The organism is Pseudarthrobacter sp. L1SW, from assembly GCF_020809045.1.
In the GTDB taxonomy this organism is placed as follows: domain Bacteria; phylum Actinomycetota; class Actinomycetes; order Actinomycetales; family Micrococcaceae; genus Arthrobacter.
Map to the genome: position 1 here is coordinate 2187738 of NZ_CP078079.1, position 19975 is coordinate 2207712.

24 protein-coding genes are annotated in these 19975 nt (G+C 65.3%); 7 read left to right on the forward strand and 17 right to left on the reverse strand.

The annotated features are described in order from the left end of the window. Positions 1-166: 166 nt before the first annotated feature. The 6 genes from pdxS to KTR40_RS10025 all read right to left on the reverse strand — a co-directional run bounded on the left by pdxS (position 167) and on the right by KTR40_RS10025 (position 8396). Positions 167-1093, reverse strand: coding sequence for a pyridoxal 5'-phosphate synthase lyase subunit PdxS (gene pdxS, locus KTR40_RS10000; RefSeq protein ID WP_139029467.1), 927 nt, complete (start codon positions 1091-1093; stop codon positions 167-169). A gap of 143 nt (positions 1094-1236) precedes the next feature. Next, positions 1237-1860 (reverse strand): phosphatidylinositol phosphate synthase, encoded by a 624-nt coding sequence (gene pgsA, locus KTR40_RS10005; RefSeq protein ID WP_228403532.1) that lies wholly within the window; start codon positions 1858-1860, stop codon positions 1237-1239. Continuing rightward, the gene (locus tag KTR40_RS10010; RefSeq protein ID WP_139029336.1) at positions 1850-2437 is read right to left on the reverse strand and encodes an HIT domain-containing protein; all 588 of its coding nucleotides are present in this window, start codon (positions 2435-2437) and stop codon (positions 1850-1852) included. The genes pgsA and KTR40_RS10010 overlap by 11 nt, the downstream gene beginning before the upstream one ends. An 18-nt stretch (positions 2438-2455) precedes the next feature. Next, positions 2456-4465 (reverse strand): threonine--tRNA ligase, encoded by a 2010-nt coding sequence (gene thrS, locus KTR40_RS10015; RefSeq protein ID WP_139029337.1) that lies wholly within the window; start codon positions 4463-4465, stop codon positions 2456-2458. Positions 4466-4581: 116 nt separating this feature from the next. Further along, positions 4582-8070, reverse strand: a complete 3489-nt coding sequence (locus KTR40_RS10020) for a DNA polymerase III subunit alpha (RefSeq protein ID WP_228403533.1) — start codon at positions 8068-8070, stop codon at positions 4582-4584. Beyond that, positions 8067-8396 carry a DUF6504 family protein gene (locus KTR40_RS10025; protein WP_228403534.1) on the reverse strand — a complete coding sequence of 110 codons (330 nt, stop codon included), beginning with the start codon at positions 8394-8396 and terminating at the stop codon, positions 8067-8069. Before KTR40_RS10025 ends, KTR40_RS10020 begins: the two co-directional genes overlap by 4 nt. A gap of 190 nt (positions 8397-8586) precedes the next feature. On the opposite strand from KTR40_RS10025, the gene KTR40_RS10030 reads away from it, so the two are divergent. After that, a complete protein-coding gene (locus KTR40_RS10030; RefSeq protein ID WP_139029340.1) occupies positions 8587-8976 on the forward strand; it encodes a hypothetical protein in 390 nt (129 codons plus the stop codon). Positions 8977-8996: 20 nt separating this feature from the next. Here the strand turns inward: KTR40_RS10030 and KTR40_RS10035 are convergent, their stop codons facing one another. Next, a complete protein-coding gene (locus KTR40_RS10035) occupies positions 8997-9317 on the reverse strand; it encodes a chorismate mutase (RefSeq protein ID WP_104998094.1) in 321 nt (106 codons plus the stop codon). Positions 9318-9336: 19 nt separating this feature from the next. On the opposite strand from KTR40_RS10035, the gene KTR40_RS10040 reads away from it, so the two are divergent. Further along, positions 9337-9759, forward strand: a complete 423-nt coding sequence (locus KTR40_RS10040; RefSeq protein ID WP_228403535.1) for a VOC family protein — start codon at positions 9337-9339, stop codon at positions 9757-9759. A 41-nt stretch (positions 9760-9800) separates the two neighbouring features. Here the strand turns inward: KTR40_RS10040 and KTR40_RS10045 are convergent, their stop codons facing one another. Beyond that, positions 9801-10544 carry an SOS response-associated peptidase gene (locus KTR40_RS10045; RefSeq protein ID WP_255708893.1) on the reverse strand — a complete coding sequence of 248 codons (744 nt, stop codon included), beginning with the start codon at positions 10542-10544 and terminating at the stop codon, positions 9801-9803. Positions 10545-10702: 158 nt separating this feature from the next. Here KTR40_RS10045 and KTR40_RS10050 point away from each other — a divergent pair, with 158 nt between their 5' ends. Continuing rightward, positions 10703-10960, forward strand: coding sequence for a mycoredoxin (locus KTR40_RS10050; RefSeq protein WP_104998100.1), 258 nt, complete (start codon positions 10703-10705; stop codon positions 10958-10960). 20 nt (positions 10961-10980) lie between these two features. Here the strand turns inward: KTR40_RS10050 and KTR40_RS10055 are convergent, their stop codons facing one another. Further along, entirely contained in the window at positions 10981-11730 is a 750-nt protein-coding gene (locus tag KTR40_RS10055; RefSeq protein ID WP_228403537.1) for a lipoate--protein ligase family protein, read from the reverse strand. A gap of 16 nt (positions 11731-11746) precedes the next feature. Between KTR40_RS10055 and KTR40_RS10060 the strand changes: the two genes are divergently transcribed. Further along, positions 11747-12139 carry a DUF2177 family protein gene (locus KTR40_RS10060; RefSeq protein ID WP_139029349.1) on the forward strand — a complete coding sequence of 131 codons (393 nt, stop codon included), beginning with the start codon at positions 11747-11749 and terminating at the stop codon, positions 12137-12139. Between the two features lie 5 nt (positions 12140-12144). Here the strand turns inward: KTR40_RS10060 and KTR40_RS10065 are convergent, their stop codons facing one another. The 3 genes from KTR40_RS10065 to KTR40_RS10075 form a co-directional block, all read right to left on the reverse strand. Continuing rightward, positions 12145-13857 carry an AarF/ABC1/UbiB kinase family protein gene (locus tag KTR40_RS10065; RefSeq protein WP_228403538.1) on the reverse strand — a complete coding sequence of 571 codons (1713 nt, stop codon included), beginning with the start codon at positions 13855-13857 and terminating at the stop codon, positions 12145-12147. Between the two features lie 5 nt (positions 13858-13862). Then, on the reverse strand, positions 13863-14405 hold the full coding sequence (locus KTR40_RS10070; RefSeq protein WP_139029351.1) for a PadR family transcriptional regulator: 543 nt from the start codon (positions 14403-14405) through the stop codon (positions 13863-13865). Positions 14406-14520: 115 nt separating this feature from the next. Next, the gene (locus tag KTR40_RS10075) at positions 14521-15324 is read right to left on the reverse strand and encodes a thioesterase family protein (RefSeq protein WP_228403539.1); all 804 of its coding nucleotides are present in this window, start codon (positions 15322-15324) and stop codon (positions 14521-14523) included. 232 nt (positions 15325-15556) lie between these two features. Between KTR40_RS10075 and KTR40_RS10080 the strand changes: the two genes are divergently transcribed. After that, complete coding sequence (locus KTR40_RS10080) at positions 15557-16234, forward strand: endonuclease/exonuclease/phosphatase family protein (RefSeq protein ID WP_139029353.1); 678 nt, start codon at positions 15557-15559, stop codon at positions 16232-16234. Here KTR40_RS10080 and KTR40_RS10085 read toward each other — a convergent pair. Both KTR40_RS10085 and KTR40_RS10090 read right to left on the reverse strand, forming a co-directional pair. Continuing rightward, positions 16231-16734 carry an NUDIX domain-containing protein gene (locus tag KTR40_RS10085; protein ID WP_228403540.1) on the reverse strand — a complete coding sequence of 168 codons (504 nt, stop codon included), beginning with the start codon at positions 16732-16734 and terminating at the stop codon, positions 16231-16233. The two genes, KTR40_RS10080 and KTR40_RS10085, sit on opposite strands and share 4 nt — an antisense overlap. 71 nt (positions 16735-16805) lie before the next feature. Next, complete coding sequence (locus KTR40_RS10090) at positions 16806-17003, reverse strand: DUF1918 domain-containing protein (protein WP_104999751.1); 198 nt, start codon at positions 17001-17003, stop codon at positions 16806-16808. A 77-nt stretch (positions 17004-17080) separates the two neighbouring features. Between KTR40_RS10090 and KTR40_RS10095 the strand changes: the two genes are divergently transcribed. Together KTR40_RS10095 and KTR40_RS10100 are read left to right on the forward strand one after the other, a co-directional pair. Beyond that, complete coding sequence (locus tag KTR40_RS10095; RefSeq protein WP_171058994.1) at positions 17081-17587, forward strand: metallophosphoesterase; 507 nt, start codon at positions 17081-17083, stop codon at positions 17585-17587. A gap of 115 nt (positions 17588-17702) precedes the next feature. Further along, on the forward strand, positions 17703-18596 hold the full coding sequence (locus KTR40_RS10100; RefSeq protein WP_139029355.1) for a glucose 1-dehydrogenase: 894 nt from the start codon (positions 17703-17705) through the stop codon (positions 18594-18596). Between the two features lie 3 nt (positions 18597-18599). Here KTR40_RS10100 and KTR40_RS10105 read toward each other — a convergent pair whose 3' ends face one another. From KTR40_RS10105 to KTR40_RS10115, 3 genes are read right to left on the reverse strand one after another with little or no spacing between them, the layout of a single operon-like run. Continuing rightward, positions 18600-19055, reverse strand: a complete 456-nt coding sequence (locus tag KTR40_RS10105) for a DUF1810 domain-containing protein (protein ID WP_139029356.1) — start codon at positions 19053-19055, stop codon at positions 18600-18602. Then, positions 19048-19608: a DNA alkylation repair protein gene (locus KTR40_RS10110; protein ID WP_139029357.1), complete on the reverse strand. Its 561-nt coding sequence runs from the start codon at positions 19606-19608 to the stop codon at positions 19048-19050. Before KTR40_RS10110 ends, KTR40_RS10105 begins: the two co-directional genes overlap by 8 nt. After that, positions 19605-19964, reverse strand: coding sequence for a TraR/DksA C4-type zinc finger protein (locus KTR40_RS10115; RefSeq protein WP_228403541.1), 360 nt, complete (start codon positions 19962-19964; stop codon positions 19605-19607). The genes KTR40_RS10110 and KTR40_RS10115 overlap by 4 nt, the downstream gene beginning before the upstream one ends. Positions 19965-19975: the final 11 nt, after the last annotated feature.

The window sequence follows — 19975 nt, forward strand, 5'->3', positions numbered from 1 at the left end:
GAGGAACCGGCGTCGTCAGTTACAACACGCAGCAAGGCGACGGGCGGCGCGGTCCGGCAGCGTGCGTAAGAGGGGCCCCGCGTCCCGGCTCGCCGCGAAGCGGCCTTAGCGGGACGCGGGGAATAGCGCGCAGAGGATCAGCGCCGCCAGGCGCGAACCAGAAAAATTACCAGCCGCGCTCGGCGAGGCGGTGCGGCTGGGGGATCTCGTCAACGTTGATACCCACCATGGCTTCGCCCAGGCCGCGGGAGGCCTTGGCGATGACGTCGGGGTCGTCGAAGAAGGTGGTGGCCTTCACGACGGCGGCGGCGCGCTGGGCGGGGTTGCCGGACTTGAAGATGCCGGAGCCGACAAACACGCCGTCGGCGCCGAGCTGCATCATCATGGCGGCGTCGGCCGGGGTGGCGATGCCGCCGGCGGTGAACAGGACCACGGGAAGCTTGCCGGCAGCGGCAACTTCCTTGACCAGCTCGTACGGTGCCTGGAGCTCCTTGGCCGCGACGTACAGCTCATCCTCGGGCAGGGCGGCGAGCTTGGCGATTTCGGCGCGGATCTGGCGCATGTGGCCGGTGGCGTTGGAGACGTCGCCGGTGCCGGCCTCGCCCTTGGAGCGGATCATCGCCGCACCCTCGTTGATGCGGCGCAGCGCCTCACCAAGGTTTGTCGCACCGCAGACGAAGGGGACCTTGAACTTCCACTTGTCGATGTGGTTGACGTAGTCGGCCGGGGTGAGGACCTCGGACTCGTCGATGTAGTCCACGCCGAGGGACTGCAGGACCTGCGCCTCCACGAAGTGGCCGATCCGGGCCTTCGCCATGACGGGGATGGATACGGCGTCGATGATCTGGTCGATCATGTCCGGATCCGACATGCGGGACACGCCGCCCTGGGCGCGGATATCGGCCGGAACGCGTTCCAGCGCCATCACAGCAACGGCACCGGCGTCTTCGGCGATGCGGGCCTGTTCGACGTTGACGACGTCCATGATGACGCCGCCCTTGAGCATCTCAGCCATGCCGCGCTTGACGCGGTTGCTGCCCGTGACGCTGTTCGCGGACGAACCGGCTTCGCTGCTTACATCAGGTGTAGACACAAAAACCCCTATGGGTAGATAGATGACCTTCGCCGGGGTGCAGGGCGGCACGGAGATGCCGATGTACACGCACCGGGTTGCCGGATCCATTGACCGGGCAGTCCTAATACTAGTCTCACCGCGGCCAGCGGGCTTAATTCGCGTTAATCAGCAGGCGACGGCTCTGCGAGGGACTGGCGGCGGACGGACAGCACGCGCTGGACCACCGTGATGAAGCTGGCCACGGCAAGCAGCAGAAGCGTCACCAGCAGCACCACCTCCGGGAGGCCCAGCCCGGTGAAACCGGTAACAACCAGCACCGAGACCAGGCGTTCTGCCCGTTCCGCGATGCCGGTGTTGGCCGTAAAGCCCAGCGATTCGGCCTTGGCCCGGGCATACGACACCACCATGCCCAGGACCAGGCAGACCATGGCTGCCACCGCGATGGGAATGTTCGCCCCGCCGGTGAAAAACCAGACGGCCAGTCCGGCGAACAGGGCGCCGTCCGCGATCCGGTCAAGCGTGGAGTCGAGGAAGTTGCCCCACCGGCTGCCTACCTCCCGCATCCTGGCCATGATGCCGTCCAGGACGTCGGAGAAGATAAACGCGGTGATGAACAGGGTTCCCCACCAAAGCTGGCCGAGCGGATAAAAGACCAGGGCTCCCACTACGACGCCGGCGGTGCCGATGACCGTTACTGCATCCGGTGAAACACCGATCTTGAGGAGCCAGCGGGCAAGCGGGGTGAACAGCGCGGTGAAAAAGCCGCGGGCGTGCCTATTCAGCATCCGTCTCCCCTGGCCAGGCGTCGGCCACCTGCTGGCGGACCTCGTCCAGGGTCTGCGTGATGGCCTTGGTCTGGGCGATGATCGGGAAGAAGTTTCCGTCACCGCCCCAGCGGGGAACGATGTGCTGGTGCAGGTGCGCCGCGATCCCGGCACCGCCCACCACGCCCTGGTTCATGCCGAGGTTGAAGCCGCCCGGGTTGGCCACTTTCCGCAGGACCCGCATGGCTGTCTGCGTGAGCTCCGCGAACTCGGCGGTCTCATCGAGGGTCAGGTCCGTGTAGTCGGGTATGTGGCGGTACGGGCAGACCAGGAGGTGCCCGGGATTGTAGGGAAAGAGGTTCAGCACCACGTAGCAGGTCTTTCCGCGGTGGACGATGAGGGCTTCCTCGTCAGTCCGTCCGGGTCCTACGCAGAAGGGGCAGTCATTTTCGTTCTTGAACTGGTGCTGCCCGCCCTTGATATAGGCCATGCGGTGCGGAGTCCACAGGCGCTGGAAGGCGTCCGGGACACCGGCGAGGTCAAAGTCGTCGGTAACGCCGGCATCGCCTGGATACCCTGCGCCTGTGTTCTCCTGCACGGTGCTGTTCCGTTTCCGCTAGCTGGTCCGGTTACGGACGGCTTCGGTGATCCGCTTGACTGCCTCTGCCACGGGCACGCCGTTGTCCTGGCTTCCGTCGCGGAAGCGGAACGAGACCGCGCCGGCCTCTGCGTCATCCCCGCCGGCGATCAGCACGAACGGGATCTTGTCCTTGCTGGCGGTGCGGATCTTCTTCGGGAACCGGTCCGAGGAGGTGTCCACCTCGGCACGGATGCCCGCAGCCTTGAGCTGGTCGACGACGTCGAACATGTACTCGTTGAACGTTTCGGCAACCGGGATGCCCACCACCTGCACGGGGGCCAGCCACGCGGGGAAGGCGCCGGCGTAATGCTCGGTGAGCACGCCCATGAAGCGCTCGATCGATCCGAACAATGCCCGGTGGATCATGACGGGCCGCTGGCGGGTGCCGTCTGCGGCCTGGAATTCGAGTTCGAACCGCTCCGGCAGGTTGAAGTCCAGCTGGATGGTGGACATCTGCCAGGTGCGGCCCAGGGCGTCCTTAGCCTGCACGGAGATCTTAGGGCCGTAGAACGCGGCTCCGCCCGGATCGGGGACAAGCTCAAGCCCGGATTCCTGGGCCACTTCCGAAAGTGTCCGCGTGGCCTCTTCCCAGGCGGCATCCTCGCCAACGTACTTCTCAGGATCCTTGGTGGAGAGTTCCAGGTAGAAGTCGTTCAGACCGTAGTCCTTGAGGAGGCCAAGGACGAAGTTCAGTGTTTTGGTGAGCTCGTCCTTCATCTGCTCGCGGGTGCAGTAGATGTGGGCGTCGTCCTGTGTCATGCCCCGGACCCGGGTCAGGCCGTGCACCACGCCGGACTTCTCGTACCGGTACACGGACCCGAATTCGAACAGCCGCAAGGGCAGCTCACGGTACGAGCGTCCGCGCGCCCGGAAGATCAGGTTGTGCATGGGGCAGTTCATCGGCTTGAGGTAGTAGTCCTGGCCGGGTTTGCGGACGGTACCGTCCTCGTTGAGTTCGGCGTCCACGTGCATGGCCGGGAACATGCCGTCCTTGTACCAGTCCAGGTGGCCGGAGACCTCGTACAGGTGGCCCTTGGTGATGTGCGGCGTGTAGACGAACTCGTAGCCGGCCTCGACATGCCGCTGGCGGGAGTAGTCCTCCATCTCCTTGCGGATGATGCCGCCCTTGGGGTGGAAGACGGGAAGGCCCGAGCCGAGTTCGTCCGGGAAGGAGAACAAGTCAAGTTCGGAGCCGAGTTTGCGGTGGTCGCGGCGTTCGGCCTCGGCGATGCGCTCCTGGTAGGCCTTGAGTGCGTCCTTGGTGGGCCAGGCCGTGCCGTATATCCGCTGGAGCTGCTGGTTCTTCTGGTTGCCCAGCCAGTAGGCGGAGGACGAGCGGGTGAGGGCGAAGGCGTTGGAGATCAGCTTGGTGTTGGGCAGGTGCGGGCCGCGGCAGAGATCACACCAGACGGTGGTCCCTTCCTTCCGCTCAACGTTGTCGTAGATGGTGATGTCACCGGCGCCGACTTCGACGTTGACGCCTTCGCCGGCTTCCGCGGCCTCGTTTTTCTTGCCCAGGAGTTCAAGCTTGTAGGGCTCGTTCTTCATCGCTTCACGGGCCTGGTCCTCGGAGACCACGCGGCGGACGAACTTCTGGTTCTGGTTGATGATCTTCTGCATCATCTTTTCGAGGGTTTTGAGGTCCTCGGGAGTGAACGGTTCGGCAACATCGAAATCGAAGTAGAAACCGTCGGTGATGTACGGACCGATGCCCAGCTTGGCGTCCGGGCGCAGCTGCTGGACGGCCTGCGCCATGACGTGGGCGGTGGAGTGACGGAGGACGTTCAGCCCGTCGGGGGAATCGATGGTGACGCCCTCGACGTCGGCGCCCTCGGGCAGTTCCTGGTCCAGGTCCTTCAGCTCGCCGTTGACGCGGGCTACTACAACATCACGGCGCTCAAAGAAGAGTTCCGCACCGGTTGTCCCGGTAGTCACCTTGGTCTCTTCGCCATCGACGAGAAGGGTGATCTGCTGGGCATCTGACACGGGTGTCTCCTATTCAAAGTTAAGGCTTCATAGCTTGTGGCATACGGGGACCACAGCCAGCCATCGTCAATGCTATCGGTTCCGCTGAGGCCCGACCAACGCGGCGCACGGGAGGATCAGCCGCCGAATCCCGTGATGGCGAGGGTCCTGGTGATTCCGTCCAAGGGGTGTTGCGCCTCCGGTTCCTGCGCTGTGGACTCCTGGAACGGCAAGGTTTCGGTGCGGCTCAGGTCCCAGGCCATGCTTGCGCTCAGGCTGATCCCCCGCGGGCCGGTCCGCCTGGTAGTGCCACGGATCAGGAGCAGGCGGGTTCCAAAGAGGAGCATTCCCGCCTTTTCCTGGGCTTCATGGAAGAAGACCGAATCGATGCAGCCGGTGCCGTCGTCGATACTGATGAACACCACCCTTCGGCCGCCCCGCATGGGCGGTGTCTGGGTTGCCACGCGCACCCCCGCCACCAATACCTCCGTCCCGTTCCGCAGGCCGAGGAGCTTGTCCGCCGTGACGACTCCCAGCCTGTTGAGCATCGGCCGGTGGCTGTCCATCAGGTGGCTGCTGACATCAACAGCCATGAGGTCGAGTTCGGCCCGGACGTTTTCCACCAGGGTAGGCGCCGGCAGACCCGGTTTGACGTTGCGCAGTTCAACATCCCCCAAAGGCAGGGACAGCTGCCCCTCAATCACCTCCACGCCTTTCCGTCCGCTGCTGGACACCTGGAGCTTCTGAAGGTGGTGGACAAGGTCCGCGCGGTTGGCGTTGCCGCCCGACTCCCGGTGAAGGGAATCAAAAGCGCCCAGCTGGGCCAGCCGCTTGATGCTGGGCTTGCTGACCCTGGAACGTGCCCGCAGGTCTGCGAGCGAGTCAAAGGGCTGGCCGGCGACGATCCGCTTCAGTTCTGTTGCGGACAGTCCGTAAATGCCGTTCAGGCTTAGCCTGATTCCCAGCTTTCCCGCATCCGGGCCTTCCTCCACCCGTTCCACCCGGTATTCTGCCTTGCTGCGGTTGATGTCCAACGGAAGGATCGGGATGCCCAGGCGCCGGGCTTCCGCAACCAGCAGCCTTTTGGGGTACATGCCGGGATCGTGTTCCCACAGGCCGGCCAGGAACGCTTCGGGATGGTGCGCCTTCAGCCAGGCCGACTGGTACGTGGGTACGGCGAAGGCCGCCCCGTGGGCTTTGCAGAAACCGAAGCTGGCAAAGGACTTCAGGGTTTCCCAGACTTTGTCCACGACATCGGGCTGGAAGCCCTTTGCCTTGGCATGCATTCGGAAATACTCCTCCACCCGGGACACCCCCGCCTCGCTGCTGAGTGCCCGGCGGAATTCATCGGCCTTGGCAAGGCCGCACCCGGTCATCACGTCCAGTGTCCGCAGGATCTGTTCGTGGAACACGGTCACCCCGTGGGTTTCCTGAAGTACCGGTTTCAGGAGGGGGTGCGGGTAGACCTCGGGCGCAAACCCGTGCCGGTGCTCAAGGAAGGGCCGCACCATGTCCGACTTCATGGGGCCGGGGCGGAACAGTGAAATATCAATGATCAGGTCGTTGAATTCCCGGGGTGCCATCTTGCCGATGAGCTCCCGCTGCCCGGGCGATTCGATCTGGAAGCAGCCCAGGGTGTGGGTGCTCCTGATCAGTTCAAAGGTTGCTTCATCATCCAGGGGTACGGCGTTGAGGTCGATGTGCCCGTTGTCAGCAATGTAGTCAGGACCGGTCCCGTCAGAACCGGATGAATGCTTTCCAGCTGCCACCACTTGTTCCTTGGAGGGGTGGATGCGGATGACTTCCCGCACGGCAAAAGCCATGGCGCTCTGCATCCGGACCCCCAGGACATCAAGCTTGAGCATGCCCATGGGATCCATGTCGTGCTTATCGAACTGGCTCATGGGCAGGCCAAGTCCGCTGGGTTGCACAGGAGTGCGGTCAAGCAGGGTTGCGTCGCCAAGGATCACGCCGCAGGGATGCATGGAGATATGGCGGGGCAGCCGGTCCAGGCGTTCCGTCAGGTCCACCAGCAGGTCAAGCTGCTGGTTTCCGTCCAGATCCCGCTGTTCCACCCGGCCGGCGAACTCCCGGAGTTCAGGTTTTTCCTGGAGCGCTTCACGGAAGTTCCGGGCAGAGAAGCGCCACAACTGTTTAGCGATCTCCCCCACTTCCCCGTCATCCATGCCCAGCGCCATTCCGGCATCCCTGACGGCGCCCCGGGCACGGTAGCCGTTCTGCATGCTCATCAGGGTTACCCGCTCGGCACCAAAGCGCTCGAAAATCCGGCGGTAGACGTTGTGCCGCTCCGCGCTTTCGACGTCGATATCAATGTCCGGAAGGGTTGCCCGGTCCTGCGAAAGGAAGCGTTCGAAAATCAGGTCGTGCTGCAGGGGGTTCACCTGGCTGACGTCGATCAGGTAATTGACCAGGCTTGAGGCGCCGGATCCCCGGGCTGCTGCCCGCACCCCCATTTCCTGGATCATGCGGGACACCTCCGCAACAGTCAGGAAGTAGGAGGAAAAACCGAGGTTCCGGATGATGCCAAGTTCATGCTCCAGCCGGGCATGCATCTCCGCCCCTTCAGCACCGGTGATTCCCGGGAACCGCCTGCTGATTCCAGCCTGGCACCGCTGGACCAGTTCAAGGTGCGGATCCTGGCTGATCCCGATGACTGAGGCCTCCGGCACCACCGGCTGCTTCCACCCCATGTCCGTGACCGGATCAATCCTGCAGAGGTCCGCGAGCGCCTCGGTCTGCGCCATCAGCTGCTTGAGGTCCGCTGCGCCATAACCTGCCGCTGAAATGATCTCCTGGCCCAGGCGGAGCATCTCCGCGGAGGATTTAAGCCACCCCTGGCCTGTTGGCTGCAGCAGGGGCTCTTCCGCGAGTTCCGGCAGGGATTTCAGGGTGCGGGCTGAGTCGAGCACATCGGCGGTGGGTGCTCCGTCTGCCGCGCAGTACCGGACGGCGTTGGTCAGGATGGCAGGAACATGGTGTTCCTCTGCCAGCTTGAGCATGCGGACCGCATGGGCGGTACTCAGGGGCTTTCCCGGTGCGCTGAGCTGGGAAACAATCTCGGCAACCAGCGTGCCTGCGGGCATGGCGTCCACCCATTGCTTGAACAGGGTGCGCGGACGAAGGTAGCGCCGTCCGCCCATGGCGCGTCCGACGTCGGAATCAGGCCCGATCAGGACAGTCAACACCGGTTTCAGGGTGTGGGGATCGAGGGTTCGGGAGGCGAGTTCGGCCCTAGTCACGGCGACTGGAACCGTGCCCCCGGATTTACCGGAGGTGCGGGCATGGGCATCCGAAATCAGCCTGCAGAGTGCGCGGTACCCCGCCCCGTTGTTGTTGCCCCGGGCCAGCACCACCACCCTGCCGGCAAGCTGCGTGCGGTGGTCGCCGTCGTCGTCAAAGACCGCAAGGTCAACCCCCACTATGGGATCGATGCCCGCTTCCATGCAGGCCTTGAGGTGTTTGATGGTTCCGTACAAACCGTCCCGGTCGGTGCAGGCAAGCGCTGTTGCATCGTCGGCAGCGGCGGCCTGCGCCAGTTCCTCCGGCCAGGAAACGCCATAGTGCGCGCTGAAGGCTGTGGAGACGTGAAGATGGGTGAAGCTCATGCTGTCCTGGGCCGGAGTGCGTCATGGATCCGCAGCAGCCGCCAGCGGCCGCTCTGGATATGCCGGGTGAGGTCGAGGGTCAAGGGCTCTTCCTGGCCTCCACCGACGGGGTGGTCAGGCAGCACCTGGACGCGCCAGATTTCGTGGTCCACCAGTCCGGGGCCGCTGCCAAGCGGCGCGCGGCTTTCCTCCGTCCACCATTGCCTGCGTTCATACCAGCGCACCGGCTCAGCGCACACGGCATAGGAAAGGCCCGCCCACAGGAGTCGCTGCGGTACGCCCTCGGCTGTGCACTCGACGTCCACGGATTGGCTGAACATGCCCATGGCGCCTCCCGGATCCAAACTGGTTTATTCGAATACTTGTTCGAACACTTCCAGTCTAGCGCGGGGGCGGGTCCTGTGCATAGAAAACCCTCCAGCCCCCTCCAGGGAGGTCCTGCCATCCCGACGCCGCTTTCCGTTTCCTACCCAAACGGGGGTGGACGGACCGAACGGCAGGGAGCAGGATTGTGCCATGAGTACCGATGACGCACTCCTCAAGCAGGCAATGATTCAGGCCCAGGACTCCACCCTCGTGGCAACGTTCGATATTGACGGAGCCATTCCGGGATCGGGCGCATACGTGGTGGGACTGGTCGGGGCCACTCCCGACTATTCAACACAACGGCGGCTATGCATTGAGTTCATGAATGGGGAGGCCATTGCGTTCTACTCGTTCAACCGGGAACAGGGCCTCGAAGAAAACTATGACCTTGCCGGGGTGACCCACTCGGAGAACAGGATCACGGGACAGTTTCCGCGCACGGCCATTAACGGCCTTGGCCAGGGGCATGTGATGTCAGCCTTCAGCGAGGCGGACGGCCGGGAATTCCAGTCCGGGGTTCCGGTGGAGGAAAACCTGTAAATTTCCAGGCTTGGGGCAGCTCAGCTGTTCCCTTTGTGGACCCGCATTTCGAGTTCGATGAAGCCGGAGATCATTGCCCGGTACGTGGACTCAACAATGTCCGGGTCTATGTCTTTTTTCTCCGCAGCCGAGCGGACATGCTCAATGATCCGTTCCACGCGGCCGGGGGCACGGACCTCGGCGTCATCGCCTTTGAGGGTTCCGGCGATCCGGATCAGCCGTTCGCGGCGGGCGATGAGGGTGACAATCTGGTCATCCACCTCGTCAACAGCAATCCGGACGGCAGCGAGCTGTTCCTTGTCGGCCAAAGCATCTCTATCGTTTCCTTGAATTGTCGCCATCGTCTGACAGTATCGAAGCATGCAGCCCAGAGTCGACTTCATCTCACTAGGTGTCCGCAGCGTTTCCGCTTCCCGTGCGTTCTATGTGGACGGCCTTGGTTGGCCGGTCCACCGCGAGCTTGCGGGGGATGTCGTGTTTATCCAGGTGAACCATGGTTTGGTGCTGTCCCTGTGGGACGTGCGCCAGATGCAGGCCGACGCCGGTGTGAGCCCGCCCGGGCCGGTCCCCTGCATCACGCTCAGCCACAACCTTCCCTCCACGGAGGACGTGGACCGGGTCATGGAAGAAGCCGCCGCAGCCGGGGCTGCCATCATCGCGGAGCCCATCACCCAGCCGTGGGGCGGGTACAGCGGATATTTCGCCGATCCTGACGGCTTCCGCTGGGAGGTTGCGTACAACCCCACGTGGAGAGTGGACGACGACGGCGCGGTCACCGTTTAGCGCCTGCCACCGGCCCGCGCCGGAGTGCTAGAGCCGGAGTGCTAGAAGAGTGCCTCCACGGGCCGGATGAGTTCCGGCCCGTTGTTCCGCACGTTGCCGACCTCTTTGCCCACCGAGTCCACGCGCCAGTCCGCCGCCACGTCCTTGACCCCCGCCCGCACCAGGTCCACCAGGCCGGCGGCGTCGTCGGCGGCGGGGTCAAGCCACGCCTGCATCGTTGCTTTGTCCATGGGAAGCGGCACGCGGTCGTGCAAGGCCGTCAGCTTCCCGAACACCGTTGACTCGCTGCCCGGCGGCGGGGTGTCAGCGGTGAGGATGGAGGTGGAAAGCATCCAGCCGCCCGGCTCCCCCGCCGGCCATGCAGGGTCCTTCCACCACTCGTAGAGCCCTGCGAAGACCAGCCCCTTCCCCTCGCCGGGATGCACGTAGTACGGCTGCTTGGACTTTCCCGGCCCCTGCTTCCATTCGTAGTATCCATCCGCCGGGACGGCACAGCGCCGCGACTGGACGGCCTTCCGGAACGCCGGCTTTTCAAGGACGGACTCACTGCGGGCGTTGATCATCCGCGAGCCGATGCCCGGGTCCTTGGCCCAGGACGGGACCAGCCCCCACCGGGCAACGTGGAGCTGGCGGACCTGCCTGGCCGCCGGCCCGTCATTCACCAGGCGTTCCAGGACGATGGGCACGTCATCGGTCGGCGCCACATTCCACGATGGCGGGATGCTCACCTCGTCCTCCAGCTCGGCGTCGAACTCGGCAAGCAGGTCCCCCACGGCACGTGCCATCACATAGCGTCCACACATGGCTCCAGCATGCCATCGGCACCAGGTGGTGTCATCCGAAGGACATGTGAAGGGCCTGCGGCCGGTGTTTGCCGGGGAATACAGGCCGCCACGTTACCGTTGACAGGAACGAACCCGTCATCGACACAGAGGAGAGCTCCGTGGATTTCACTCCCGACTCCGGCACCATCACCATGTTTTCCACCACCTGGTGCGGCTATTGCAACCGTTTGAAGAAGCAGCTGGATGCACAGGGCATCGGCTACACCGAGATCAACATCGAAGAAGTGGAAGGCACTGCCGAACTCGTGGAGCAGCTTAACGGCGGCAACCGCACGGTGCCCACCGTCCTCTTCCCGGACGGCACCGCGGCCACCAACCCTTCCGCAGCCGAGGTCAAGACCCGCCTCGCAGCGTAGGCCCTAAGCCATGGCGCGGGTCATGCCCCCAGGCCGCTGAAGGAAGCGGACTGCAGGACGGCGTGGCCCGCGTAGGTGGCAAGAAGCGCATCTTCCACTGCGGCAACGTCCACGCCGGGGACCAGGTCGTCCACCGCCCCCGCGGTTGAGGGATTCCAGTCCAGTCCCAGCGCGGCATAGCTGTCCGTCAGCACTTTGCGGATGGGCGCGGAATTTTCCACCACAATGACGGAACTGAACAGCCAGCCGCCGGCCACCACGCGCTGCGCCGTGCCCACCAGCTTGACCTGGTGGCGGCCGTCAGCCGGGTCTGTCCCGTGCACGCTGAACTCGCCGGGGCAGTATTCACCGGGAATCTCGCCTACCGCCGCTTGGACGCCGACGCTGCGCAGCACCTGGGCAAACAGGTCCCCGAAGTAGCTGAACCTGGTTTTTGAACCGGCTATGGCATCGGCGTCCGGTTCAAGATGGTCCACCACCAGGGTCCCCTCGTGGTAGGCGGCCGCCCGACCCCCGGCCCTGCGGACCAGGGGTTCGAAGCCATTGGCCCGGCACGCCTGCGCTGCCGCTTCAAACCCCGGCAACCGCGTGTCACGCTGGCCAAAGGCGACAGTGGGAGCGGGCCGGTAAAGCCTGAGCGTCGGGCCCAGGTCCCCCTCCTTGACCCTTGCGAGCAGTTCCAGGCCGAACTCCAGGTCACGGCCGGCGCCCAGCGACTTCTCCTGCCGCACAACGGTCAGCGTGCGGGGTCCCGGAGCGTCGTCGTTCATGTTGCTATGCTCCCCTATGGTCATATTGCAGTTCCTCGTGGTTGCCGCCGCCTTCGCGGCGCTTGACGCCGTCTGGCTCAAACTGATGAACCCCTTTTACCGCAGCCACATCGGCGAGCTGCTGGCGGACAAACCACACTTAGGTTACGCCGTGGCCTTCTATGCCATTTACATCGCCGGGATTGTGTTTTTCGCCCTTCGTCCCGCGCTCGACGGCGGCAGCTGGCTGACAGCCCTGGGTTATGGTGCGGCGTTGGGCGCCTTTGCCTACGCGACGTATGACCTCACCAACGCCGCCACTTTGAAGGTGTGGCCGCTGCAACTGATCGTGGTGGACATGCTGTGGGGCGCCCTGCTCACCGGACTGTCCACGGTTGCCGGCTGGCTTGTTTTCCAGGGACGCACCTGACGCCGTCACAGGCCGCGGCGGCCTGCCCAAAGCCCGTGCAGCAGCGGGACCACTGAACCGGCCATGAGGACGTTGCCCAGGACAAGGTCGTCTGCCCGCACCACGGCGCCGGCGACGAGCAGGGCAGCAAAAACAAGGGCCGACGCCGAGCGCCGGGCCCTGCGGTCCAGCCGGGCGAGCTGCCGCTCAAGGCGGGGATTGGCCACCGCGAGGGACCCTTCCTCGAGGCGGCTCGCCAGGGCGTCCAGGCGTTTCGGCAGGCGCAGGGCGATCGCCGCGGCCTCGACGGCCTGTTGGGCCGCGTCCTGCACAAGGTTGCCGCGCTCGTCACGCAGCAGCCGGGCCGCGTACGGTTCCACCGAGTCCCACAGGTTGAAACGTTCATCAAGCGAGCTGCAGACTCCGGACGTCAGAGACATCGCCCGGATGATCAGCAGGAAATTCTCCGGGAGCTGGAACGGCAGGGAGCGGACCACGTCACCGAACTCCACGGCGAAATCGCGGAATTCCTTGGGATCCACTTCACGGAGTTCAGCGAACCCCATCCCGCCGAAGCGGGCGAACAGGTGGATCATGGCCCTTTCCAGCTCCTGCCTGTCAGCCGACGGCACCAATACGCCGACGTCGTTGATCGCCGCCACCAGCCCCTTGCCGTCCCGGGCGGCGGCCGCAATCAGGAGCTTCCTCAATCCGCTGCGCGTGGAGGCGGTGACCTCGCCCATCATGCCGAAGTCGATGAACGTCAGTTTCCAGGGGTGTTCCCCGGAGCCGGTGGAAACCGGGGTGACGAAAATGTTGCCCGGGTGCGGGTCCGCGTGGAAGAAGCCGGTGGTAAACAGCTGGTCGAACATGACTGACGCGAACACCGGGGCCACTTCGGCCGGATCGATGCCGGCGGCACGGAGCGCCCTGGCCTCGGTGATCTTGATGGCCGTGACATCTTCGAGGGTAAGGACGCGCCGGGTTGTCCGCTCCCACGCGACGCGGGGCACGCTGACCCTGCCGTCACCGGCAAACCCGGCGTCGAAGCGCTCGGCATTTACCGCCTCGTGAAGGTAGTCGATCTCCTCGAAGCTTGTCTGAGCGAACTCCTCGACCAAGGCCGGGACGTCCGCCCGGCTGGAAACCATACGGATGCGGCTGAGCCATCCTCCCACCTTGCGCAGGGCCGCCAGGTCGACGTCGACAATGTCCTGGATGCCCGGGCGCTGCACCTTCAGCACCACATCGGCGAGTCCGGTATCGGCGGCGTCGGCAGGCAGGAGGCGGGCGCGGTGCGCCTGCCCCAGCGAGGCCGCCGCGACCGGTGTTTCCTCCACGAAGGCGAACACCTGCTCAAGCGGTGCCCCGAGTTCCTGCTCCGCAAGGGCGCGGATCGCGGGAAACGGAACCGGGGGAACCTCGTCCTGCAGGCCCTCAAGCTCCTTGGTGATCTCCGGCGGAAGGACGTCGAGCCTGGAGGACAGGAACTGTCCCACCTTGATCATCAGACCGCCCAGTTCCACCGCCAGCAGGCGGAATTTCCGGGCGAAGCCCTGCATCCGTTGCGAACGTGTCCGTCCGGCGATGCGGGCAAGTCCGATCCGCGGGAGGAAAAGCTCAAACCACCACGTCACCGCCAGGTTCCACGCGGCAAAGCGAAGGATACGGCGGTAGCGGGCACGGGTGTCTCCGGCGCCGGGTACCGGGGCGGGACGGTCCCGGTGGACAGGCGCCACCCGCGTCAGTCCTGGGCGAGGATCGAGTAGAGCCGGCGCCGTGCCTCGTCGAGCACTGCCACCGCCTGCCGCACCTGTTCCGGTGAACCCGTACGGCCAACCTGGGCGGCCGCCTGGGCCAGTTCCACGCCCGCCTTGGGCAGGGCAGCAAAACCGCCGGCCTGGGAGCCCACTGATTCCCAGGGGGCCGCCGCGGCATGGTCGTGCGCCACTTCCTCACGGCCGGCCTCGGTCAGCGAATAGATCTTGCGGCCGTTGGACTCCTCGGAACTGATGGTGCCCTCGTCCGCGAGCAGCTGCAGTGTGGGATAGACGGAGCCGGCGCTTGGCTTCCAGCTGCCGTTGCTGCGCTCCTCGATTTCGCGGATGATCTGGTAGCCGTGCATTGGCCGCTCCGCCAGCAGGGCCAGTACGGCAGCGCGGACCTCCCCTTTGCCGGCGCGGGTTCCCGCACGCTTTTCGAACCGCGAACGCAGTTCCTCGACGGCCTGCCACATGCCGTCAATATTGCTCCCCCCGAAGCCACCGGATGGATACGGACCACGCATGATGTTGCCCTCCTGTGAATCGTGAACGATATACAACGATACTCAACGACACAGGCCAAGAGCTAGGGGTACCCAGGATCCGTCCGCAGCCGGGGCGCCGGTCTGGGCGGCAGCGTCAGGTCCTGCGGATCGTGAGGATCTGCTCCGCACGCCCGAACGGACCCTTGAGGTCGTGCAGCACGGTGGACGTCAGGCCAATCCCGTCCCCGCCGAACGACACGGCGTTGTCCAGGCCCAGCCATTCCCCTTCGGGGCGGCGGTACATGTGGATCTGCAGGTCCAGGTTAGGGAAGGCGTAGCTGTCCTTGCCCGGGGGAACCCGCGCCGCGATGCCGTTGGCCGTGTCCACCATTCCCATCAGCCGGGCAAGGTCGCCGCTGTTGGCGCGGTCCGTCAGAGGGTGCTCCGTCCGGAGCCATACCTTCCCGGCACCCGGGCGGTGCCCTTCCGCCACCCGCATTTCGAGCGAGCGGATGTAGCCGCCCGGCCAGACGGACGCGCCGTCGTAGGGCTTGCAGTCCTCCGGACCGGGAATTGGGCTGTCCTCGATGGCCGCCACGCCCGTGGTATCGCTGGTGGCCAGCCGCCACGCGGTGGCGCGGATCGCCGTCCGCCCGCCCGCCACCAGTTCCGCCTGGAGGAGTTCGATGGTCTTCCCCGGCCGCAGGGTGGTGGTTTCGATGTGGAAGGCGCCGCCCGGGATGAGGCCCAGGATCTCGTAGCTGATCCGCGCCATCCGCATGTCATCCCGGGGCTCATGCCGTTCCAGGCTGTCCGCCATCAGGCCTGACGCAGGCGCCATGTGCTGTTCATGCACGTTCCAGGCGCCCTGGGCATGGATGGTGGAACAGAAGCGTCCCCCGCCCAGGTCCTGGTAGTAGAAGCTTCCCTCGGCCAGTTCAGGCAAGTCTGCAGTCAACGCGGGCCCCTCCGGTCATACTCAGTGAATTGGTCTTAACTCTATCTGCCGTCTGCCGGGGGCCGGTCTGGGCCACTCCACCGGTCGGCTGCGCGGGCCCCGCCGGAACCGCCGCACTGGACCACCGACCGGGGGGACTTCGCCGGACGCGGCGAAATGTTGGAGCCTGACAGGATTCATCCGACTAGACTCAGGAACTGGTCCTGTCAGCAACCCTCGGAAGAGGTGTTCCATGCGTGTCATCAGCTACAACCTCCGCAAGCACAAGGCGAGCGGTGAACTCCTCGCACTGGCGCGGAACCATGACATTGATGCGCTCTGCCTCCAGGAGGTGGATTCCAGCGACCTCCCCGAAACGCTGGGGCCGCTCCACCTGGCGGATGCCACGAAAGGTAACCGGCTGGGGCTCGCCATTTATTACCGCATGAGCCGCTTCACTGCCTTGGACACCCAGTCGTTCGCGCTCAAGAAGTCAATGCATGACCGGGTCCTGGCCCCGGCCCACGAACGCCTGATCGGCACCCGGGTGATGGACAACGAGACGCAGCATGAACTGGTCATCGGCTCGTTCCACGCCGCGCCCCTCACGGCGTCGAACTCGCTGCGGCGGAAGCAGATCCACGCCGCCCACGCTGAGCTGCTCAGCATGGGCAAGGGCCTGATGACCCTCATGGTGGGAGACTTCAACTATCCGTTCTTCACGAAGAACCTGGACATGCACATGAAGAATTCCGGCTATGCCCTGTCGCTCAGCAACAGGCGCACCTACACCCGGTACAAGGTGTTCAAGGGCCACTTCGATTTTGCGACGTCGCTGGGCCTGGACATCGAAAGCGTCGAAACGCTTCCCCGCGGAAACTCGGACCACCTCCCCATCCTGGTCCACGCCGAGTACGGTCCGGACTACTAGGCTCCGAGCCGTTCGCGCAGGGCGGGCCAGGATGCCTCGAAACCCGGGTGCAGTTCCAGCGCTGCCACGTCGGGCAGGGGCACCCACCGCAATTCGAGGCTTTCCGGATCACTGATCACCGGGTCGAAGGGCTCCCTGACCTGGACCACCACCGTGGTGTAGGACCAATAACCGACGTCAAACAAGGACGTGAAGAGTACCTCGACATTGCCGGCGGGTACGGCGGCTTCCTCGAAGGCTTCCCGCAGCGCGCCGGTGACGGGTTCCTCGCCGTGATGGAGCCCCCCGCCGGGCAGCCCCCATGTGCCCCCGTTGTGGCTCCAGACAGCCCGGTGCTGCAGCAGCACACCCTTGTCCGGATCGTACGCCAGCACTCCGGCCGCACCGAACCGCCCCCAGTAGCGGCCGCGGTCCCCTTCGACCCAGGCGTCGCCGGGGTCCCGGGGACCGGTGCGGACGGGCGGGGCTGAGGACGCGGTGGAAGCCGAAAAATGATCCATCGCTCCAGTCTGACAGGTGCCGTGGATGCGGTGCACCTCCCAGGTCTGCCGTCAGCCACGCCTGCCCTCAGTCAGGCCTGGTTCGCATGCCCGCGTTCGACGGCGAAATCACCACCGGGATACATGATGGTTTCGTGTCCGTCATCAAAGCGGACCAGATAGGGCGGCGTACCGCCCTGGCCCCGCACCTCCAGGATCACCCCGTGCCGGTCCGTGGCTCCCACGGTCCTTCCATGGACGATGATGCGGTCGCCTTGCGTTGCCTCCATGGCAATCACCTCCCAGCCCCAGATTACGACTGCCTCCCCGGCGGGGAAAGTGCCCGCGCCATGGCAGGATCTTGGCCATGCCGTTGAACCTTGTGCTCGTTGCCGATACCCATGTCCCCAAGCGGGCCCGGACGCTCCCCGCCCAGCTGTGGTCCGCCGTCGAAAGCGCCGACGTGGTGTTTCACGCCGGCGACTGGGTGGCGGCATCCCTCCTGGCGGAATTCGAACAGCGGAGCCGCTCACTGCTGGGCGTTTACGGAAACAACGACGGCCCCGAACTGCGCCGGCAGCTCCCGGAAACCGCAACGGCCACCCTCGAGGGCGTCCGCTTTGCGATGGTCCACGAAACCGGCCAGGCAAAGGGACGTGAGGCACGCTGTGAAGTGCTGTACCCGGAAGCGGACGTCCTGGTCTTTGGCCACAGCCACATCCCCTGGGACACCACCACCCCTCGCGGCCTGCGGCTGCTGAACCCGGGCTCCCCCACCGACCGCCGCCGCCAGCCGGCGTGCACCTACATGACGGCCGTGGTGGATGCCGGCCGGCTGGCCGAGGTCCGGCTGGTGGAGGTTCCCCGCGGTTGAGGCGCATCGCAAGAGGGTCCGCGGGGAGCGGGTTGGCAGGGCACGCGCTATTGCCTAGGCTGGAACGGTAAGCATGCTTAGCTTTTCCTTCCGACCGAGCAACAGGAGGACCGCCATGACAGACCAGTACACCTTCCGCAATCCAGTGACCGCCTATGGGAAGATTTCGCCGCCCGAGCAGCACCAGCCCGAGCCGGGGCTGGATGCGGAGCTCACGCCCAAGGCCGATCTCGGCGAGGACACCTACCGCGGCACCGGCCGGCTGGAAGGGCGGAAGGCGATCATAACCGGCGCGGACTCCGGGATTGGCGCCGCAACCGCCATAGCTTTCGCCCGGGAGGGCGCCGACGTAGTGCTCTCCTACCTGCCCGAAGAGGAGGAGGATGCTGCCCGCATCGCCGGGATCATCGAGGCGGCCGGGCGCAAGGCCGTCAAGGTTCCCGGCGACCTGAAGGACCCCATCGTTTGCCGCGAGGTGGTGGACACCGCCGTGGCAGTCCTGGGCGGAGTGGACATACTGGTCAACAACGCAGGGAAGCAGGTGGCGCAGGAGGAGCTGACCGACATCAGCGACGAGCAGTTCGACCACACGCAGAAGACCAACGTGTACGCGATGTTCTGGCTGACGAAAGCCGCCCTCCCGCATATGCCAGCGGGATCCACCATCATCAACACCACCTCCATCCAGGCGTACAACCCATCCCCCACACTGCTGGACTACGCCACTACCAAAGCCAGCATCAACAACTTCACCAAGGGGCTGGCGCAGCAACTGGCCCCCAAGGGCATCCGCGTCAACGCCGTGGCCCCGGGGCCCATCTGGACCCCGCTGCAGGTGAGCAGCGGCCAGCCAAAGGAGGAACTGCCGGAATTCGGGCAGTCCACCCCGCTGGGCCGGGCAGGCCAGCCCGCCGAGCTCGCGCCGGCCTACGTCTTCCTCGCGTCACCGGAGTCCAGCTATGTGGTGGGCGAAACCCTGAACGTCAATGGCGGCAGCCCCACACCGTAGCGGTCAGTCCTGGTCCTGCTCCGCAAGCAGGGCGTCGGTGGCTTCGTCCGGCTGGCCGTCAAAGAACTGGGCAAGGACGGTCTTGAACACCGTTTCGCCGGGCGCCGCGCGGAGGAACAGGGTCATGGACGAGTGCAGCTTCCTGGCGTCGATGCCGCCCAGGATGTCCTCGGCGGTGCGCCCGGCGTGGTTGGTGAGCGCCAGGGCGCACTCCAGGAGCCGCGGGCCCAGGACCTCGTGTTCCAGGTACGCCCGGGCTTCGGCAAGCGATGTGATGGCATACTTCCGGGAGGTGGGGCTTTGCCCAAGGCCGGCGAGCTGCGGGAAGATGAACCACATCCAGTGGCCAGTCTTGTTGCCCACCTGCAACTCAGCCAATGCCTGCCCGAAGGTCCCGCCCTCCCCTGCGCCGCTGTCCTGGGCTGACACGAAGCGTTCCAGGTCATAGGGATCATTCATAGCTGTCTCCTTTGTGCGGGGTTTCAGGGCTGGATTGCTGCTCAATGAAGGCCGCAGCCCGGCGCAGCCGCTGGTCCGGATCCCGGCTCCACCTCGCAAGGACCACCCCTGCCCGCTGCCGGTCGCGTCCTGTCAGTCCAGCCAGTAGCGGCAACACTACGTCGGACAGCAGGGGATCCACCAACTCGGCGCTTCCGGCGGACCGGAGGAAGCCCTCGACCCGGGTCAGGTCGGAGTGCAGCAGGAGGCCGGCCCTCGACTGCAGGAGCACCACGGCCGCCAGCCGGCGCTCGAAAACCGGCCTGCCGCCGGGCTGGGGCCGGCCCCACAGCGCGGACGCCAGCAGGACCACGGCATCGTGGTCCAATTCCTTGAACTTCCGCAAGGCGTCCCGGATTGTTCCGCGCACAGCCCCCACGGAGGATCCGTAGGAGGCCAGCACCCCGCCCAGCCGGGCCTCGACGTCGTCCGCGCGGTACCAGGCGCCCTCATTTTGCAGGGTGCGGTCGATGAACCCCGCGGCGGCCGTGACCGAGTCCGGCGCGCCGCTCATCGCCCTCGTCCCGTGGCCGCGTGCTGGATGCAGAACGGTGTCCAGGGCCTGGCCTCCAGCCGTCCCTCGGCAATCGTTTCCCCGCAGACCGCGCAGATGCCGTACGTGCCGGCAGCTATCCGGTCCAGGGCGGCCTCCACCTGGTCAAGGCCGGCGGAGCTTTGCTTCAGCAGCGCAGCAGCCTGGGACAGCTCGAACGCAATGGTTGACCCCTCTGGATCGTGCTCGTCGTCAACGTTCGAATCCTGGCGCGCAGAGTTGGCCGAGGCAATGTCGGCGCGGAGCGCCGGGAGCAGAGCCACCTTCCGCTTCCGTTCCTCCTCGAGGAGGACGCGGAACCTTTCGAAATCAGGCATGGGAAAAGCCT

Coding starts and splice junctions, on each gene's coding strand:
- pgsA (WP_228403532.1), bottom strand. CDS start 1,860: ATGCTGAATAGGCACGCCCGCGGCTTTTTCACCGCGCTGTTCACCCCG.
- KTR40_RS10020 (WP_228403533.1), bottom strand. CDS start 8,070: ATGAGCTTCACCCATCTTCACGTCTCCACAGCCTTCAGCGCGCACTAT.
- KTR40_RS10025 (WP_228403534.1), bottom strand. CDS start 8,396: ATGGGCATGTTCAGCCAATCCGTGGACGTCGAGTGCACAGCCGAGGGC.
- KTR40_RS10030 (WP_139029340.1), top strand. CDS start 8,587: ATGAGTACCGATGACGCACTCCTCAAGCAGGCAATGATTCAGGCCCAG.
- KTR40_RS10035 (WP_104998094.1), bottom strand. CDS start 9,317: ATGGCGACAATTCAAGGAAACGATAGAGATGCTTTGGCCGACAAGGAA.
- KTR40_RS10040 (WP_228403535.1), top strand. CDS start 9,337: ATGCAGCCCAGAGTCGACTTCATCTCACTAGGTGTCCGCAGCGTTTCC.
- KTR40_RS10045 (WP_255708893.1), bottom strand. CDS start 10,544: ATGGCACGTGCCGTGGGGGACCTGCTTGCCGAGTTCGACGCCGAGCTG.
- KTR40_RS10055 (WP_228403537.1), bottom strand. CDS start 11,730: ATGAACGACGACGCTCCGGGACCCCGCACGCTGACCGTTGTGCGGCAG.
- KTR40_RS10060 (WP_139029349.1), top strand. CDS start 11,747: ATGGTCATATTGCAGTTCCTCGTGGTTGCCGCCGCCTTCGCGGCGCTT.
- KTR40_RS10070 (WP_139029351.1), bottom strand. CDS start 14,405: ATGCGTGGTCCGTATCCATCCGGTGGCTTCGGGGGGAGCAATATTGAC.
- KTR40_RS10080 (WP_139029353.1), top strand. CDS start 15,557: ATGCGTGTCATCAGCTACAACCTCCGCAAGCACAAGGCGAGCGGTGAA.
- KTR40_RS10085 (WP_228403540.1), bottom strand. CDS start 16,734: ATGGATCATTTTTCGGCTTCCACCGCGTCCTCAGCCCCGCCCGTCCGC.
- KTR40_RS10090 (WP_104999751.1), bottom strand. CDS start 17,003: ATGGAGGCAACGCAAGGCGACCGCATCATCGTCCATGGAAGGACCGTG.
- KTR40_RS10095 (WP_171058994.1), top strand. CDS start 17,081: ATGCCGTTGAACCTTGTGCTCGTTGCCGATACCCATGTCCCCAAGCGG.
- KTR40_RS10100 (WP_139029355.1), top strand. CDS start 17,703: ATGACAGACCAGTACACCTTCCGCAATCCAGTGACCGCCTATGGGAAG.
- KTR40_RS10105 (WP_139029356.1), bottom strand. CDS start 19,055: ATGAATGATCCCTATGACCTGGAACGCTTCGTGTCAGCCCAGGACAGC.
- KTR40_RS10110 (WP_139029357.1), bottom strand. CDS start 19,608: ATGAGCGGCGCGCCGGACTCGGTCACGGCCGCCGCGGGGTTCATCGAC.
- KTR40_RS10115 (WP_228403541.1), bottom strand. CDS start 19,964: ATGCCTGATTTCGAAAGGTTCCGCGTCCTCCTCGAGGAGGAACGGAAG.